Below are 17715 nucleotides of genomic sequence, written 5' to 3'. Positions count from 1 at the left end.
GGCCCTGGGTCATCCCATACCCGGCGTCATCCACAGCCGCCACGGTGTGAAGAGGGCGTTCAGCAGGTCCACGAGCGTGGGCCCCCGCCAGTGGAGCCCCTGGAGAACGCCGATGCCCGTCGCCAGGGCCATGAGGATCAGGTACACCATGGCCAGGCGCCGCGACCCCTGGCGCAGGAGGGGAGGCAGTTCGATCCCGAGGATCACGGTCACCACGGCCAGCATCAACAGGATCTGCACCGTATCTCCTCCCCAACCCTGTTGTTCCGACTCGGCCGGCCCATCGCCGCGACCGGGGCCCGGCCGGGCGGCGTCCGGCCCGCCGTGACGGTCAACGCGAACGGGCAGGCGCGCCGGTGGTCAGCCCGGGCCGGCGCACGTTGACCTGGACCCGGTACCGCACCTCCACCCGGGGAAAAACCTCTTCCCACCGGGGTCCCAGCCTAGCCCAGGCCGCGGGGTTGCGCCGCCGCAGGATGGCACCAAAACCGGCGGCATCGGTGCGCAGGCGATCCTGCAGGGCGATGCGTGCCTCCTCTGCCCTCCGGACGATCTCCCGGGCGGCCAGTTCCTCGATCCGGCGAATGGCGGCAGGGGAGGAGACCTCGAGACCGGCGGGGTTGTCCACCAGGTCGTCTTCGGTCGCCACCTGCACCAGCATCACCACCCGGTCCCCATCCACCACCGGCTGCAGCTGGGTTCGCGCGTGCAGCAGGCGCAGGCTGACCGACCCGCCCGGCAGGGAGACGGTGATGGTCCCCCTCTGGATCTCCCCGCGCAGCCACATCAGGCCACGGGTGGTGGCGTTGTCCAGCCATCCCACCAGCCGGTCACCCTTGAAGACGCCAACCCCGTCGATAAGCCAACCCTTCACCGGCATCCCGTCGTTGGTTGCCGGCGCCAGTTCCACCCGCGGCAGGACGGGTTCCTGCCCGGGCTCATAGAGGGCCCGCACCAGCCGGTGAAGGGGCACCATGATGCCCAGGCGCAGCCGGATCAGTTCCCTCAGGGCATCGGCCGGCAAGGACTCCAGGGGCGGAGTGGCCTGGAGGAACTTGGGACCCGCCTCGCCGGGCGTAACGGCCACCATGAGCTCGAGGCGTGGCTGGGCATCCCGCATCAAGAAGTCCAGCACCGGGCCGATGCCCCGGCTCGCCGCCTCTTCGCCGATGAGCAGCGCCTTGAGGTGGGAGTAGTATAAGCGCCGAGGTTCGACCTCCTGGATCAGGGACAGGGCGTCGGCCAGGGTCCGGCCCGAGCCCTGAATGTAGATGACCGGCTTTTGCCCCACCTGGCTGGACCCTTGCTGGCCCGGCCGGGGAAAGCGCGCCGGGTCGGCAACGCTGAGGGTGACCCGAAAGCGGCCGCCTTCGTCCCGGTCAACGGCCATCCCCAGCACAATGGCCCGGTCGTTGATCTCCACCCGGTCCCAGCAACCGGTCAGGACGAGCGCGGCCAGGACAAGCAGGGCCGCGGTCCGGCGCCATTCCCACCGGAGGCGCCAAAGCCCGGAAGGGAGGCACCGTTGCTGCCCCACAGGCCCTCGGGGCGGGGCGCTTCCCTCTCCGGCGATACCGGCTCCGGCGATGCCGGCGCGGCTCGCCATCAAGGTGCCCCTCCGAGCCCGGGCCAGCGCCGGGCGCTGGGCTGCAAACCTGGCCGGGCGCGGCGCCAGTTGCGGCGAGCCACGTGGGTGGGCCGCCGGGTCATGGCCCAGTGGGGCACCCGCACGGCCACGTCCTTGAGGTCGGGTGCGTTGAGCGGGGCGACGGGTGCTAGGTAGGGGTAGCCGAACGAGCGCAGGCCGGCCAGGTGGATCACGATACCCATGAGCCCCAGGATGACCCCGTACAGGCCGAACATGCCCGCCAGCAGCATCAGGGGAAAGCGCAGGAGCCGGATGGCAAAGGCCAGGTTGAACCGGGCAATGGTGAAGTTGGCAATGCCCGTGATGGCTACGATGATCACCATGGGCGCCGACACGATACCTGCCATGACGGCCGCCTCGCCGATGACGATGGCGCCCACGATGCCGACCGTCTGGCCGATGGTGCGGGGCAGGCGCACCCCGGCCTCCCGCAGGGCTTCGAAGATGATCTCCACCAGCAGGGCCTCCACCACGGCGGGAAAGGGTATGCCCTCGCGGGTCGCGGCTACGGTCATCAGCAGCGGCGTGGGCAGCATCTCGGGATGGTAAGTGGTCACGGCAACGTATAGGGACGGCAGGAGCAGCGCTACCAGGGCGAACAGGTAGCGCAACCAGCGCAGGGCGGTGGTGGCCGCGAACCGCACGTTGTAGTCCTCCGCCGTCTGCAGGAACGTCCACAAGGAAACCGGCACCACCAGCACAAAGGGCGTGCCGTCGGTCACGATGGCCACCCGGCCCTCCAGCAGGGCGCCGGCCACCACGTCGGGCCGTTCCGTGTGCAGGATCTGGGGAAAGATGGAGCGGGGGTTGTCCTCGATCCACTCCTCGATGTAGCCGCTCTCCAGGATGCCGTCGGCCTCGATGCGGTGGAGACGGCTCTTCACCTCGGTGACCAGGTGGGGGTTGGCGATGCCCTGGAGGTAGCAAACAGCCACCCGGGTGTGGGTGACCCGGCCCACCCGTACCTGTTCGACCTTGAAGCGGATGTCCGCCAGCCGCCGGCGGATCAGGCTGATGTTGGTCTGAAAGTCTTCCGTGAAGCCATCCCGAGGCCCGCGGATGACGGGCTCCATGGTGGGTTCTTCCACGGACCGCTCGGGCAGCTTGCGCATGTCGATGTTGAGCGCGTCGGTGCAGCCGTCCACCAGGAGCACCACGCTGCCGGAGAGGATGCCCTTGAGCAGGCTGTCGATGGTCCGGGCCCGCATGTTGCCCGTGGTGGGCAGGACGCGCTCCGTGAGCACCCTTTGCAGGTTGCGGCCGCGGGGCAGCTGCTCGCTGCGCACCCGCAGGATGGGAGCCAGGACGAATTCCTGCACCGCCCGGGTGTCCACCAGCCCCTCGATGAAGAGCAGCGCGACTCCCGCCCCGTTGCGCAGCCAGATCCTGCGGACCACGAAATCGTCGACCCGCTCCAGGGCGCGCTTGAAAAGTTGGACATCCTCCTGGAGACGGCCCGTCAGGCTGCGGTGCTCCAGCAACAGGGTCCGGTCCAGGGTAGAGCGCAGGTCCTGAAGGCTGGCTTCCAGGTGGCGCAGGGACCCTTCGAGGTGGCGCCAGTCCTTGTCCTGGCCCCCGGGCTTCTGGTACCAGGGGCCGGGCCGGAAGAACAGCGGCACGGTCCCACCCCCCGGGACGGCCGGCCGGCCGCGCCGCCGACACCTGCCATCCCGCGCTTAGGTTGACAGGGACCTCGCAGGGTCATGCCCGAGCCGCCCCTGCTGGCTCCAGCAAAAGCAGAACCGGATGGCGGTGGCCGCCATCCGGTTCTGCGCGCAGCAAAATCCCGGGAGCCGCAGCTCCCGGGATGGGAATGGCTGAAGAAACCCTCGCGTGTTCCGGGTTTCTTCGGTGCGCCGTGGAGGATTTGAACCCCCGACCTGCTGATCCGTAGTCAGCCGCTCTATCCGGACTGAGCTAACGGCGCACGACAACCTTTGGCGCTCAGCGGAAGGGGAGGGATTCGAACCCTCGGAGGGGCTTTAAAGGCCCCTCAACCGCTTAGCAGGCGGCTCCTTTCGACCTCTCAGGCACCCTTCCCGGCGACAGCCCCAATGTTAGCACAGGCTTGCGGGCGGTGCAACCCGCGCCGCCCCGCCCGCCGGCTCCGCCCGGGAACGGGCACGGGCGCACTGGATGCCGGAACCGCTCGCGCCCCCGTCGCCCCGGCTCGCAGCCACCGGCGCCGCCATGGCGGTCCCCCATCATGGACAGGCGTCGCCCGGCGTAGGGTGGACTGGGAACGGAGGCGAGGCCTGTGGTACCGCCCAACCCCTATGTAGCCGGCATGGCCCTGACCCGGCTCCTCTCCGGTAGCCTGGAGGTGCTGGCGGCCGTGCTGATCTGGCGCTACGGCCGCGTCGACCGGGCGCTGGAGATCAATGCGCTCCTGGCCGGGGCAGGGCCGCTGGCCATGATGCTGGCCACGGCCATCGGCCTGGCCGGCGTGGCCGGCTCCATGCCGCCCCTCAAGCTGGCCCTGATCCTGGGAGGCGTGGCGCTGATCTTGATCGGCACCCGCGTCGGGTAAGAGCTTGGTGGTCACCACCGGCTGGGCCGGCCTGGCAAGCGCGGCCTGGACGGCGCGGCGCGGGATCCCGCCTTTGCCCGGCCCGCCGGCGGGCCGTTCGCGCGGGAACAAGTCCTGCGGAAGGGGTGGGATTCGAACCCACGGTGGGCCCGAGGCCCACAGCGGTTTTCAAGACCGCCGCGTTCAACCACTCCGCCACCCTTCCGGACATCCGGAGACATCCAGACCGGAGACATTCAGAATTGTAACACGGTATGGAGCCGCGGGGGCGCGGGATGGAGCCACGGGAGCCCAGGGCGCTGCCCCGTACCTGCTTCGCCCGGGGCGGCGCCGGGCGCCTGCCGCACGCGCGCCTGTCGCACGGACGCCTGCCGCACGAGCCCAGGCTTCGCGCGCCCGCTCCGCCTATCACGCCCGGAGCACTTCAACCCCCACGTACGGGCGCAGGGCGGGCGGGATCACCACGCTGCCATCGGCCTGCTGGTAGTTTTCCAGCAGGGCGGCCAGGGTGCGCCCCACGGCCAGGCCCGACCCGTTGAGGGTGTGGACGAACTGCGGCCGCGCCCCGGGTTCGGGACGGAAGCGGATGTTCGCCCGGCGCGCCTGGTAGTCGCGGTAGTTGCTGCAGGACGAGATCTCCACGTAACGCCCGTAGCTGGGCATCCAGACCTCCAGGTCGTACTGCCGGGCCTGGGCAAAGCCCATGTCACCCGTACAGATCAGAACGACCCGGTACGGGAGGCCCAGGCGTTGCAGCACCGCCTCGGCATCGGCCACCAGCTTCTCGTGTTCCTCCGGCGACCATTCGGGGTGGACGAACTTCACCAGCTCCACCTTGTCGAACTGGTGCTGGCGGATCAGCCCGCGGGTGTCACGCCCGGCCGACCCCGCCTCGGCGCGGAAGCAGGGCGTGTACGCCACGTGGTAGATCGGCAGCTGGCCCGCGTCCAGGATCTCGTCCCGGTAGAGGTTGGTGACGGGCACCTCCGCCGTGGGGACCAGATAGAAGTCCGAATCGGCCACCCGGAAGGCGTCCTCCTCGAACTTGGGCAGCTGGCCGGTGCCGATCATGCTCTGGCGGTGGACCAGAAAGGGCGGCAACACCTCGGTGTAGCCGTGCTCCCGGGTGTGCAGGTCCAGCATGAACTGGATCAGTGCCCGCACCAGCCGCGCGCCCAGGCCGCGAAAGACGGTGAAGCGTGCGCCGGTGATCTTGGCGGCGCGCTCGAAGTCCAGGATCCCCAGGGCGGGTCCCAGATCCCAGTGGGCCCTGGGCTCGAAGCCGAACTCCGGCGGCGTGCCCCAACGGCGTACCTCCACGTTGTCGCCGGCGTCGTCGCCGTCGGGCACCTCGGGGTCCGGAATCATGGGCAAACGCAGCAGCCGGTCCTGGATCTCCTGCTCCAGCTGGCGAACCTGCTCTTCCAGTTCCTTGATGGTGTCGCCCACCTGGCGCATGGCGGCAATGAGTTCCGAGGCATCGGCCCCTTCACGGCGCAAGCGCCCGATGGCCTCGGAAGTCTCGTTGCGGCGGGCCCGCAATTCCTCCAGCCGCTGCAGGTGCTGGCGCCAGCGGGCGTCAGCCTCCAGCAGGGCGTCAAGGTCCGCCGCATCCAGGCGCCGCCGGCGCAGGGCTTCCCGCACCACTTCCGGATGCTGGCGTACAAAGCGCAGGTCCAGCAACGACTGTTCCCCCTTCGCTTGCGACGGGCGGGGCACCGCCCCACCCCGGCACCCCGGCGGGTTCACCGGCCGGCCGGGCCGGCCTGCCGTCAGGACAGCCGCGCCCGCGCGGCCCACAGGGCGTCGGTCCCGGGCGGCTCCAGCTCCCCTTCCTGCCCGCCGGGGCCGACCCGGCGCAGCCGCCCGTCTCCGGTCACCCGGCCGATGGCTGCCGCCGGGATGCCCGCTTCCTGCCATGCCGCCTGCAGCTCCGCGGCCAGGTCCGGCGGTGCCGCCACCAGCAAGGCTCCCGAGCCGATGAGCCGCAGCGGATCGATCCCCGCGGCGGCGCAGATGACCCGCGTCTCATCGCGCACGGGGATGGCGGCGGTTTCCACCACGCAGCCCACCAGCTCGCCCTGGAACTGCCGGGCGGCAGCGATCATCTCCCAGACGGCGCCCAGCACGCCCCCTTCGGTGACGTCATGCATGGCATGGGCGCCGCGCCGCGCGGCCACCCGGGCCTCGGGCACGATGCTGAGCCAGCGCCCCAGGCCGGCCGCTGCCTCCAGCACCGGCTCGGCCACGCCCCGGTCCCGCAGGGCCTGGCGGCAGTCAGCGGCCAGGATGGCCGTTCCCTCCAGGCCCGCCCACTTGGTGAGCAGCAGCACGTCGCCCGGCCGGGCGCCTCCGCTGGGCATCAGGCCTGCCGGCGGCGTGCGGCCCAGGGCCGTGGCCACCACCAGGGGCTGGGCCAAGCCGGGGGTCACCTCGGTGTGCCCGCCGGCGATCTGGCAACCCACCTCCCGGGCCGCGGCGTGGGCCCCGGCCATCAGCTCTTCCAGCATCGCCTGGGGCGCGCCCGGCGGCAGGAGGATGGTGAGGAGCACGGCCACCGGTTCGGCCCCGGTGGCGGCCACGTCGTTGCAATTGACGTGCACCGCCAGCCAGCCGGCGTGGTGGCCCGCACCGGTGATCGGGTCGCTGGCCGCCACGCACAGGTCGCCCCCCAGGTCGAGGGCGGCCGCGTCTTCCCCCGGGGCCGCGGCCAGCACCACCTCGCGCCGCTGCATCCCCGTCCGCGGAAGAACCAGCTTTTCCAGCAGCGCGGCCGGCAACTTGCCCTCCGGCAGCAGCCCGGCCGTCCCGCCGGCCCTGGGCTCGGCGGGCTGGCCCGGTGCGGCCGCAGCCGGTTGGGGCCTGGTGGGATCCTGGTTCATCGCCTCTCCCCCGCCTGTTCGTCCGCCGGTTGGTCCGGAGCCACGGGCTGGCTACCGGGATTGGGGGCGGGTTGCCGCATGGGGACCTCTCAATCTCCCCGCTGGGCCACGGTGGCCACGGCGGAGACCCGATCGCCCGGCTCCAGGCGCATCACCGTGACCCCCTGGGCCGCCCGGCCCTGGATCGACACCTGGTCCACGGGGACCCGCAGCACGATCCCGCCCTGGGAGATCAGCATGACCTCCTCACCCGGCCGCACCACCTCGAAGCCGGCCACCTGCCCGTTGCGGGCCGTCAGGGTGATGGCCCGGATCCCCTTGCCCCCGCGTCCCTGGGCCCGGAACTCCCGGACGGGCGTGCGCTTGCCGTAGCCCCGGTCGGTGATCACCAGCAGGTGGGCCTCGTCGTCGGCCACCTCCATGCCCACCACCTCATCGCCCTCTTCCAGGCGAATGCCCATCACGCCGCGGGCGGTCCGGCCCATGGTGCGGACCTCCGCCACCGGGAAGCGGATGGCCTGACCCTGCCGGGTAAGCAGCAGGACGTCGCCGCGGCCGTCGGTGAGCTGGACCGCCACCAGCTCGTCGCCCGGATCCAGGGACAGGGCGATGAGCCCGCCGCGGCGGATGTGGCCGAACTCGGCCAGGGCCGTCCGCTTGACCACCCCGCGCCGGGTGCACATCAGCAGGTCGCGGTCCTCCCCGAAATCCCGCACGGGGATGACGGCGGTCACCTGTTCGTCCTGCCCGATCTCGATCAGGTTCACCACCGCCGTGCCCCGGGCCGTGCGGCTGGCCTCGGGCACCTCGTGCACGCGGCGGTGATAGACCTTGCCCCGGTTGGTGAAGAAGAGCAGGTTCTCGTGGGTGGTGGCGATGAAGAGCTGGGAGACGAAGTCCTCCTCCCGGGTCTGGATGCCGGTGATGCCCCGGCCGCCGCGGCGCTGGCTGCGGTACGTGTCCACGGGCAGCCGCTTGATGTAGCCGCGGTGGGTCAGGGTGATCACCACGTCCTCCTCGGCGATCAGGTCCTCCACCTCGAACTCGGCGGCACCGGCGACGATGCGCGTGCGCCGGTCGTCGCCAAAGCGGTCCCGGATCTCGCCCAGCTCCTGCTTGATGATGTCCAGCACCATCTTCTCCGAGTTCAGGACCGCCCGCAGGTATTCGATCTCCTTCAAGAGCTCCTGGTACTCTTCCTCCACCTTTTCCCGTTCCAGGCCGGTCAGCCGCTGCAGGCGCATGTCCAGGATCGCCTGGGCCTGCTTCTCCGTCAGGTTGAAGTTCTCCATCAGCCCGGCCCGGGCTTCGTCGACGGTGCGCGACTGGCGGATCAGGGTGATCACGGTGTCGATGTGGTCCAGGGCGATGCGCAGCCCTTCCAGGATGTGGGCCCGGGCCTCGGCCTTGGCCAGGTCGTGCCGGGTCCGGCGCACGATCACGTCCTTCTGGTGGTCCAGGTAGTGGCGCAAGAGCTGCTTGAGGGTGAGCACCCGCGGCTGCCCGTCCACCAGGGCCAGCAGGATGATGCCGTAGCTGACCTGCATGGGGGTGAACTTGTACAGCTGGTTGAGAATCACGTTGGGGTTGGCGCCCCGGGCCAGCTCGATGACCACCCGCAGCCCCGAGCGGTCCGTCTCGTCCCGCAAGTCGGTGATGCCCTCGATGCGCCGCTCCTGAACCAGCTCGGCGATCTTTTCGATGATCTTGCTCTTGGTGACCTCGTAGGGGATCTCGGTGACCACGATGCGCGCCTTGCCGCTGGCCGCGGTCTCGATCTGGGCGTGGGCGCGGATGGTGATGATGCCCCGGCCCGTGGTGTAGGCCTGGCGAATGCCTTCCCGCCCCACGATGATGCCGCCCGTGGGGAAGTCCGGCCCCTTGATCACCTTCATCAGGTCGCGATCGGTGGCATCGGGACGATCGATCAGGTGGATGACGCCGTCGATGGCCTCCCGCAGGTTGTGGGGCGGGATGTTGGTCGCCATGCCCACGGCGATGCCCGCGGCCCCGTTGACCAGCAGGTTGGGGAAGCGCGCCGGCAACACGGCCGGCTCCTGCTCCGTCTCGTCGAAGTTGGGGACGAAGTCGACGGTGTCCTTGTCCAGGTCCCGCATGAGCTCCATGGCCAGGGGGCTCAGGCGGGCCTCGGTGTAGCGCATGGCCGCCGGGGGGTCGCCGTCGATGGAGCCGAAGTTGCCATGGCCCTCGATCAGCGGGTAGCGCATGGAGAAGTCCTGGGCCATGCGCACCAGGGCGTCGTAGACGGCGGCATCGCCGTGGGGATGGTACTTGCCCAGCACGTCACCCACGGTGCGGGCGGACTTCTTGAAGGGCTTGTCGGGGGTGTTCCCCCCCTCCCGCATGGCGAAGAGGATGCGGCGGTGGACGGGCTTGAGGCCGTCCCGCACGTCGGGCAGCGCCCGGTTGACGATCACGCTCATCGCGTAATCGATGTAGGACTGTTTCATCTCCTCCTCGATGTCGACGGGGAGGATCTTGCCGTGAGTGTACTCTGCCATTGCGTCGCTCCTCGTCCTCCGTGCCGGGCTCGTCCGGGCCGCCGTTGCCGCAGCCCGCGGGCCGGTGGGTTCATCCCCCGGGGTGGTCCGGACCGTCACCGGACGAACGCAGCCGGGCGGGCGCCAGCAGCCCGTGCCATGGCGGCGGCCGGCGCGCCGCCCGTGCCATCCCCCGCCCCGAAGAGCCTGCACCCTGTGCTCCTGCCAGCCGCTCCTACCGGGCGCCCATCCTCGAGGGCGCGCTGCACCTACCGCTCCTGCGCGGCGCTGTCGGAGGCGCGGCGCGCCACCCCCGCTTCAGCCGCTGGCCAGCCCGGGCCGCAGGGGACCGGCGGGTCCTGCCAGCCAGGTTCCGCCGGCCTACCGGGTCAGCCGATGGTGTCCAGAAACCGCACCTTGCGGGCGTACTGCTCGATGAACTCCCGCCGCGGCTCGACCCGGCTTCCCATCAGGATGGAGAAGATCTGGTCCGCGGCCATGGCGTCTTCCAGGGTGACCTGGAGCAGCGTCCGGGTTTCCGGGTTCATGGTGGTCTCCCAGAGCTGCTCGGCGTTCATCTCGCCCAGGCCCTTGAACCGCTGGGCGGGCATGCGCTTGCCCACCTGGCGGAAGAAGGCCTCCAACTGGTCGTCGTCGTAGAAGTAGTGTTCTTCCTTGCCTTGCCGTACCAGGTACAGGGGCGGCTGGGCGATGTAGACGTAGCCGGCTTCGATCAGCGGCCGCATGTACCGGAAGAAGAACGTCAGAAGCAGCGTCCGGATGTGGGCACCGTCCACGTCGGCATCGGTCATCAGGATGATCTTGTGGTACCGGGCCCGGTGGATGTCGAATTCGTCGCCGATGCCCGTGCCGATGGCGGTGATCAGTGCCCGGATCTCGTCGTGGGCCAGGATCTTGTCCAGCCGCGCCTTTTCCACGTTGAGGATCTTGCCCCGCAGCGGCAACACCGCCTGGAAGCGCCGGTCCCGCCCTTGCTTGGCCGAGCCGCCGGCCGAGTCGCCCTCGACAATGAACAGCTCCGCCATGGCCGGATCGCGGACCGTGCAGTCCGTCAGCTTGCCCGGCAGGGCGGTGACCTCCAGGGCCGACTTGCGCCGCGTCAGTTCCCGGGCCTTGCGGGCCGCCTCCCGGGCCCGCATGGCGGTGATGGCCTTCTCCACTACCCGCCGCGCCACCTGGGGGTTTTCTTCAAAGTAGGTGGCCAGGGCCTCGCCGGTGACGGAGTCGACCACGCCCCGGACCTCCGAGTTGCCCAGCTTGGTCTTGGTCTGGCCCTCGAACTGGGGCTCGGGCAGCTTGACGCTGAGGACGGCCGTCAGCCCCTCGCGGATGTCGTCGCCGGCGAGGTTCTCGTCCCCGTTCTTCAGCAGGTTCGCCTTGCGGGCGTAATCGTTGACCACCCGCGTCAGGGCCATCTTGAAGCCGGCCTCGTGGGTGCCGCCCTCGTGGGTGTGGATGGTGTTGGCAAAGGAGTACAGGGTCTCCACATAGGAGGTGGTCCACTGCAGGGCCATCTCCACCTCAACCCCGTCGCGTTCCGCCTTGTGGCTGATGGGCTCGGGGTGCAGGGCCTCCTTGGTCCGGTTGAGCAGCGCCACGAAGGACCGCAGCCCGCCCATGAACTGGAACAGGTTGCGCTCCCCCGTGCGCTCGTCCCGCAGCTCGATGTACAGGCCGGAGTTGAGCAGGGCGATCTCCCGCAGCCGGCCCACCACCACGTCGTACTTGAACTCCGTCTCCTCGAAGATCTCGGGGTCGGGCTTGAACCGGACGTAGGTGCCGGTGTCGTCCGCGGCGGTGGTCCCCACCACCTCCAGGCCCGTTTCCGGCTGGCCCCGCCGGTAACGCTGGCGGTGGATCCGGCCCTCGCGGCGAACTTCGACCTCCAGCCACTCCGACAGGGCGTTGACCACCGAGACGCCCACCCCGTGGAGGCCGCCGGAGACCTTGTAGGCCTGCCCGTCGAACTTGCCGCCGGCGTGAAGCATGGTCAGGACGACTTCCACCGTGGGCTTGCCCACCTTGGGGTGGATGCCCACGGGGATGCCGCCGCCGTTGTCGCGCACGCTGCAGCTGCCGTCGGCGTGGAGGGTCACGGTGATGGCCGTGCACCGGCCCGCCAGGGCTTCGTCCACGGCGTTGTCCACCACTTCCCAGATCAGGTGGTGGAGCCCCCTCGGCCCCGTGGAGCCGATGTACATGCCCGGCCGCCGCCGAACGGCTTCCAGGCCCTCAAGGACCTGAATCTGGCTCTCGTCGTAACCCGTGCGCGCCACGCCGAAGCCTCCTTGCTGGGGGACGATGTCGCCGGCGAAAAGGGCCGCCGGCGCGGTCCAACGGGCAGTAGACACGGCGTTGATTATACCATGAATAGTTTGGCACTCCGGCGGCGGCCGGAGGGCCGGGGTCCGCGGCCGTGCCGGGGCGGCGGGCGGCCGTAGGCGGGCGGCCGGATTGGAGCGGCGCCGGGCCGTGCCCGTCCGGTGCCTCCGGATGGGTGCGCGATTCGACCTCCCGCCGCCGGCGGCCGGCGCCGCCACCGGCCCGAGGTGGCATCACCCCTCACCGGGCCGGGGCTGCGCCCTCGCTCACCAGCACGTTGCCGCGCCGCCGCAAGGTGAGCACCGAGATCGGCGAGAGGAAGATGCCACGGTCGGCCACCACAATGGAGCGGGGCTGCCCGCCGGAAAGGTCGGTGACCCGCTTTTCGAGCTGCTGCAGGACCACCAGGTCGTGCACCGCCTGCGAGTGGCGCAGGAGCTCCGCGTCCAGGATGGCCACGATCTCCCGATAGGGCAGGATCGCATCCGACCCGATGTGGAGGAACACGGCCAACCCCCGCTTCCAGGGTACCGCAGGTACCCGTTTCTTACGTTCCCTCATACGGCTCCTCGCCCACCGCGCCTGCCCGCCGCGGGCGGCTGCCGGGTCTGGATCGGGCTGGACGACCGTGGTCGGGAGGAACCGCCGGCCCCTTCTGGCCCGCATCCCGGCCACCGGCCTCACGGCCCAGCGGCCGGCGGGCACTGCCGGCCGGGCCGGTACGCGCCCCGGGAAGGCTGCCGGTGAAGCAGGCTTCCCAGAGGGGTACCAGCCTCGCCCCCACCGCTGCCAGCGCCTCTTCCGCCGTCAGGGCGCCCGGTTCGCGCCCCGTGCGTAGGAGAACGTAGCGCAGGAGCAGCGAGCGGGTCTCCGGCGGCGGTGGCTCGCCGCGGCGGAGCCCGGCCGCCAGCGCCCGCAACCGGGCCCGCCAGCGATCCTGGAGGGCTGCCCGTTCCTCCCGGTAAAGGCGGGCCACCACCTCCGGCCCAACCCCCAGCGTCTGGGCCACCTGGGGGCAGGTGAGCCAGGGATCCCGCTCAAGGAGAGCCCGCACCTGCTGCCGCAGCCGCTCTTCCCGGGCCGCCCGGCAGGCCGGGCAGAGGCCGGCCCCGGCCGCATCGTCGCCGTCCGGTCCCGGCGGGAACAGGCTGCCGCAGGATCCGCAGGGCCGCCATCCCCGCTCCAGGGCCCACCTTCGCCGCCAGCGGGCGGCACCCAGCCAGCGCGTGGCGGCCTCCTGCAGTGCGGGATCGGCGGGCCACGGCAGGCGGTTGTCCGTCCCGCCCGGTTCCCCGGCGGGCCCCCCGCCGGACGGGCCGGCCGGAGCCCTCCCCTCCCTTCGCGACGCGGAGCTGCCGGAAAGCACCCCAGAAGGCGCCTCCCGGCGTGGGCCCCGCGGCCCGGCGGTGAAGCGAATGTCCCGGATCACCGGGACACCGGCGGCGGCGTTCAAGTCCGCCACGATCTTTCCCTTCAGGAAGGACAGCTCCTGGGCCCAGCCGGGGTGCTGAACGGCCACCCACAGCACGTCACCGGTGAGCCGGTAGGGCCGGGCCCGGGCGGCGATCACCGGCCCCACCACCCGGGCCCATTCATGCATGATCCGGTAGCGCCGGGCCTGGGTAGCCAGGCCCAGGCGCATCAAAAGCCCTTCCAGCACGGGGCCCAGCGCCTGGGCCGGTCCCGCTGCCCGGCCCTCCGTGGCCTCCCCGCCTGTTCGCCCGCCCATGGCTCCGGCGTCCCTGGCGGCGGGCTGGCGTCTCATCCCGGCCATCCCGGTTCCGCTTCCCCTTCCGGCCCCAGCGGCAGCGGGATGACCCGCGGGCTGGTGCCCTCGGGCCATTCCGGCGGCTCGGTGGCCGTCAGGATCACCTGAGGCAAGGCGCTGACGGCCTCCAGCAGGTACCGCCGGCGCTTTCCATCCAGCTCCGACAACACATCGTCCAGCAGCAGCACCGGCCACCGGCCCAGCCGCCGGTGGATGAGCTCGACCTGCGCCAGGGTCAGGGCCAGGGCCAGGGCCCGCTGCTGCCCCTGGGAGGCGAAGGCGCGGGCGTCCTGGCCGTCCAGGAAGAGGGCAAAGTCGTCCCGCTGGGGCCCCCACAGGGTAGTCCCCCGGGCCACCTCTTCCCGGTGGAGGGCGGCCAGCCCTTCCGGCGAGGAAACGGCGCCGTCCTCCACCAGTCCGTCGGGTTCGGCGGCCAGGTAACCCAGCTCCAGCACACCGGCCCCCGCCGCGCCCCCCGCTGCCACCCGGCCCGCCGCTGCCGCGGCCAGCGGGGCCAGCTCGTCCAGAAGCTGCCGCCGGCGGTGGCGGATGGCCTGGCCGTGGCGGTAGAGGGGCTCGTCCCAGATGGCCAGCAGGGAGCCGGCGGCCCGGCCCGCACGGATCTCCCGCAGCAGCTGGTTGCGCTGGGTCAGCACCCGCTGGTAGTCGTGCAACAGCTGGGCGTATCCCGGCACCAGCTGGCCGAGCAGGTCGTCGAGGAAGCCGCGCCGGGCCGCGGGCCCCGCCTTGACCAGGGCCAGGCTCTCCGGCGCGAAGTACACGATGGGCAGCGCGCCCTGGAGATCCGCCAGCCGCTGGCGCTTGCGCCCGTCCAGGCGCAGGGCCTTGCCCTGCTGGCGGTGAAGGGCCATCTCCACCACCCGGCGGCCCGCCACCGGGTCGTCCCACTCCACCCGCACGTAGGCCAGCGGCGCCCCGTGCCGGATCAGGTCCGTGTCCCGCGTGGTCCGGGGTGAGCGGCCGGTGGCGGCGAAATGGATCGCCTCCAGCAGGTTGGTCTTCCCGATGCCGTTGGGACCGGCCAGGAGGGTCAGGCGGGAATTCAGTTCCAGGGTGGCCTGTTCATAACTGCGAAACTGCCGCAGCACCACCCTCCGGATGACCACAGCCTTCCCTCCCTGGCCCGTTCCCGGACCGGGTGCCGGCGGGGGCCGGTTCCACCCCGGCCGCGGGCGGACGGCTGGCAGGCGCGACCCGCCTCTGGCCGCCGCCGGCTGCGGGCGGTCAGCTGATCTTGACCGGCAGCACGATGTAGAAGAAGTCGTCGCTCGCTACGCCCCGCAGCCGGCTGGCCTTGAGCGGGTCGGTCAGCTCAAACAGGACCTCGTCGCTGTCGATGGCCTTGAGCCCGTCGACCAGGTACCGGGCGTTGAACCCGATGGTCATGCCCTCCCCGTCCACCTGGGCGGGAACCTCCTCCCGGGCCTCGCCCAGCTCGGGGTCGCTGGCCGTGACCACCAGCCGCCCGGGCTCCACGGTCAGGCGGATCAGCCAGCGCGCCGCCTGGCGCGTATCCGACAGCAAGGCGGCCCGCTCGCACGCTTCCTGGAAGGCCCGGGTCGGTACCTGCACCCGGGTGGGGTACTGGGACGGCACCAGGTCGAGGACCCGCGGGTACGTCCCTTCCAGGAGCCGCGAGATCAGCCGGACCTCCCCCAGCTGGAATCCCGCCTGGGTGTCGTCGAGGATCAGCCGGCCGATCCCCTCGTCGGGCAGCAGCCGCGCCACCTCGGCCAGACTCCGGCCGGGGATCACCGCGTCCACGGGCTGGCCCTCCACGGGCCGCTCCAGGGTGACGCGGCACGCGGCGATGCGGAACCCGTCGGTCGCCAGCGCCTCCAGGCGGTCGCCCTCCACCCGGAAACTCACCCCGGTCAGGATGGGGCGCGACTCGTCGGTGGAAACGGCCATGGTGGTGCGCCGCAACACGTGGCGCATCACCGCGTTGTCGAACAGGACCGTGCTACCCGCCCCGACCCGGGGCAGGGCCGGAAAGGCCGCGGGATCCATGCCGTGGAGGGTGAAGCGGGAGCGGTGCTGCAGCAGGCGGGCCCGGTGGCCGGGATCGACCTCCAGCTGGACCTCTCCGGGCGGCAGCCGGCGAACCAGCTCCGCCAGGTGCCGGCCCGGCAGGATGACGGACCCTTCTTCCTGAACCCGGGCGGGCGCCAGGGCCTCCATCGTCATCTCCAGGTCGGTGGCCACCAGGCGCAGTTGTTCGGGCTCGGCCACCAGGAGGATCCCGGAGAGGGCCGCCAGGGTGGTCCGTGTGGCCACGGCCCGGCTGGCCACTTGCAGCGCCGCGTGCAGGTCGCTCTGGTCGATGGTCAGGCGCAAGGTGGCCTTCCTCCTCAAAGAATGTAATCGGTCTCCTCGCCGTAGTTGTAGTAGGGCCTGTGGGCACTGTGGAAAAGCCCGCCGGACCCTGGTGTCGAACCGTGTCGTGACGGGGGACAAGCTGTCGATAACCCGTCGCCTCTGTCCACACTTTCCCCGGCCGTGCCGGGGATCCTGCGATGGCTCCCCACCTTGTCCCCAGGAGGCGGCTCCTTGTCCACGGCCTTTCCACAGGAACGCCACAGCGAGCTGCAGCCCCCGGGCCCGTTGCGGCCGGGACGGCCGGCGCGGGCGGACGGAGCTCAGCCCTTGCGGATCAGCTCCATCAGTTCCTTGACCTGGCGGCCCAGCTGGGGATCGTTGCGCACATCCTGGCTGATCTTCTCGTAGGCGTGGAGCACCGTGGTATGGTCGCGGCCGCCGAATTCCTCCCCGATCCGGGGCAGGGACGCCTCGGTTAGCTCGCGGCAGAGGTACATGGCGACCTGCCGCGGGAAGGCGATGGCCCGGGTGCGGCGCCGGGCCTTGAGGTCCCGCACCTTGACGCCGTAGTACTCGGCCACCACCTCCTGGATCCGCGCGATGGTGACCTTGTTGGCCCGCGGCGGGGGCAGGATGTCTTTGAGCACCTCGGCCGCCAGATCCAGGTCGATCTCGTGGTTGGTCAGCGAGGCGAAGGCCACCAGCCGGATCAGGGCGCCTTCCAGCTCCCGGATGTTGGTGTCGATGCGCTCCGCGATGAAGGCGATGACGTCGTCGGGCACCCGCAGCTTCTCCAGCTGGGCCTTCTTGCGCAGGATGGCGACCCGCGTCTCGAAGTCGGGCGGCTGGATGTCCGAAATCAGCCCCCACTCGAAGCGAGAGCGCAGCCGTTCCTCCAGGGTGGGGATCTCCTTGGGCGGCCGGTCGCTGGAGATGACGATCTGGCGGTTGGCCTCGTGCAGGGCGTTGAAGGTGTGGAAGAACTCCTCCTGGGTACTTTCCTTCCCCGCCAGAAACTGGATGTCGTCGACCAGCAGCACGTCCACGTTCCGGTAGCGGTTGCGGAACTCCAGGGTCTTGCCGTCGCGTATGGCGTTGATCATCTCGTTGGTGAAGGTCTCGCAGGACACATAGGCCACGCGGCTGCCATGCTTGCGCAGCACGTGGTGGGCGACGGCTTGCATCAGATGGGTCTTGCCCAGCCCCACCCCGCCGTAGATGAACAGCGGGTTGTAGGTGCGCGCGGGCGCCTCCGCCACGGCCAGGGCCGCGGCGTGGGCCAGCCGGTTGCCCGAGCCGGTGACGAAGGTCTCGAAGGTGTACTTGGGGTTGAGCGGCTGGGAGAGTGTCCGCCAGGACGAGCCGGCATCGGCGGCCGGTCCCGCCGGTGTGCCCGGTGCCAGGGCGGCTTCGGTGGTGGCCGCCACCTGGCCGGCTGCCGGGGCCGGCTGCGGTTCGACCACCACTTCCAGGCGAACGTCGTGACCCAACACCCGCCGCAGGGAGTCCACGATGGCGGTGGAGCAGCGCTCCAGCACCCAGTCCCGGGCAAACTGGTTGGGGACCGCCAGCACCAGGCGGCCGTCCTCCAGGGATAGGGGTCGCGTGTTGCGCAACCAGGCCTCGTAGCTCGGCCGGGTCAGCTGGCGCTCGATCAACTGCAGCGCCTCGGCCCATACCTCGGCCAGCTCGCCCTTTACCAC

The 17715-nt window shown here is 70.9% G+C and carries 13 protein-coding genes and 3 tRNA genes; 1 reads left to right on the top strand and 15 read right to left on the bottom strand.

The features are described from left to right. Positions 1-9 precede the first annotated feature (9 nt). From DYI95_RS00080 to DYI95_RS00060, 5 genes are all read right to left on the bottom strand, one after another. On the bottom strand, positions 10-240 hold the full coding sequence (locus tag DYI95_RS00080; RefSeq protein WP_116899636.1) for a hypothetical protein: 231 nt from the start codon (positions 238-240) through the stop codon (positions 10-12). Between the two features lie 91 nt (positions 241-331). Then, on the bottom strand, positions 332-1606 hold the full coding sequence (locus tag DYI95_RS00075; RefSeq protein ID WP_116899637.1) for a Ger(x)C family spore germination protein: 1275 nt from the start codon (positions 1604-1606) through the stop codon (positions 332-334). After that, complete coding sequence (locus DYI95_RS00070; RefSeq protein WP_116899638.1) at positions 1606-3267, bottom strand: spore germination protein; 1662 nt, start codon at positions 3265-3267, stop codon at positions 1606-1608. Before DYI95_RS00070 ends, DYI95_RS00075 begins: the two co-directional genes overlap by 1 nt. A gap of 233 nt (positions 3268-3500) precedes the next feature. Then, positions 3501-3575 (bottom strand) — tRNA-Arg (locus tag DYI95_RS00065). A gap of 21 nt (positions 3576-3596) precedes the next feature. After that, positions 3597-3688 (bottom strand) — tRNA-Ser (locus tag DYI95_RS00060). 217 nt (positions 3689-3905) lie between these two features. Here DYI95_RS00060 and DYI95_RS00055 point away from each other — a divergent pair. After that, the gene (locus tag DYI95_RS00055; protein ID WP_116899639.1) at positions 3906-4178 is read left to right on the top strand and encodes a YqhV family protein; all 273 of its coding nucleotides are present in this window, start codon (positions 3906-3908) and stop codon (positions 4176-4178) included. 117 nt (positions 4179-4295) lie between these two features. On the opposite strand, the gene DYI95_RS00050 is transcribed toward DYI95_RS00055, so the two are convergent. From DYI95_RS00050 to dnaA, 10 genes are all read right to left on the bottom strand, one after another. Continuing rightward, positions 4296-4383, bottom strand: a tRNA-Ser gene (locus tag DYI95_RS00050). A 203-nt stretch (positions 4384-4586) separates the two neighbouring features. After that, positions 4587-5861, bottom strand: a complete 1275-nt coding sequence (gene serS / locus DYI95_RS00045) for a serine--tRNA ligase (RefSeq protein WP_116899870.1) — start codon at positions 5859-5861, stop codon at positions 4587-4589. Between the two features lie 89 nt (positions 5862-5950). After that, the gene (locus DYI95_RS00040; protein WP_116899640.1) at positions 5951-7060 is read right to left on the bottom strand and encodes an AIR synthase family protein; all 1110 of its coding nucleotides are present in this window, start codon (positions 7058-7060) and stop codon (positions 5951-5953) included. Between the two features lie 89 nt (positions 7061-7149). Beyond that, positions 7150-9582, bottom strand: a complete 2433-nt coding sequence (gene gyrA, locus DYI95_RS00035) for a DNA gyrase subunit A (RefSeq protein WP_116899641.1) — start codon at positions 9580-9582, stop codon at positions 7150-7152. A 368-nt stretch (positions 9583-9950) separates the two neighbouring features. After that, positions 9951-11858, bottom strand: a complete 1908-nt coding sequence (gene gyrB / locus DYI95_RS00030; RefSeq protein ID WP_116899642.1) for a DNA topoisomerase (ATP-hydrolyzing) subunit B — start codon at positions 11856-11858, stop codon at positions 9951-9953. A 286-nt stretch (positions 11859-12144) separates the two neighbouring features. Next, the gene (gene remB, locus DYI95_RS00025) at positions 12145-12411 is read right to left on the bottom strand and encodes an extracellular matrix regulator RemB (protein ID WP_243149997.1); all 267 of its coding nucleotides are present in this window, start codon (positions 12409-12411) and stop codon (positions 12145-12147) included. A gap of 40 nt (positions 12412-12451) precedes the next feature. Further along, positions 12452-13669: a DUF721 domain-containing protein gene (locus tag DYI95_RS00020; protein ID WP_243149769.1), complete on the bottom strand. Its 1218-nt coding sequence runs from the start codon at positions 13667-13669 to the stop codon at positions 12452-12454. After that, entirely contained in the window at positions 13666-14799 is a 1134-nt protein-coding gene (locus DYI95_RS00015) for a DNA replication/repair protein RecF (RefSeq protein WP_116899645.1), read from the bottom strand. The genes DYI95_RS00020 and DYI95_RS00015 overlap by 4 nt, the downstream gene beginning before the upstream one ends. Before the next feature lie 118 nt (positions 14800-14917). After that, positions 14918-16030, bottom strand: a complete 1113-nt coding sequence (dnaN, locus tag DYI95_RS00010; RefSeq protein WP_116899646.1) for a DNA polymerase III subunit beta — start codon at positions 16028-16030, stop codon at positions 14918-14920. Between the two features lie 302 nt (positions 16031-16332). After that, positions 16333-17715: a chromosomal replication initiator protein DnaA gene (gene dnaA / locus DYI95_RS00005; RefSeq protein ID WP_116899647.1), complete on the bottom strand. Its 1383-nt coding sequence runs from the start codon at positions 17713-17715 to the stop codon at positions 16333-16335.

The sequence above is a fragment of the Thermaerobacter sp. PB12/4term genome, from assembly GCF_003403315.2.
Classification (GTDB): Bacteria; Bacillota; Sulfobacillia; order Thermaerobacterales; family Thermaerobacteraceae; genus Thermaerobacter.
Note: the sequence above shows the minus strand (reverse complement) of the source record. Positions and strands in the feature narration are given on the sequence as shown.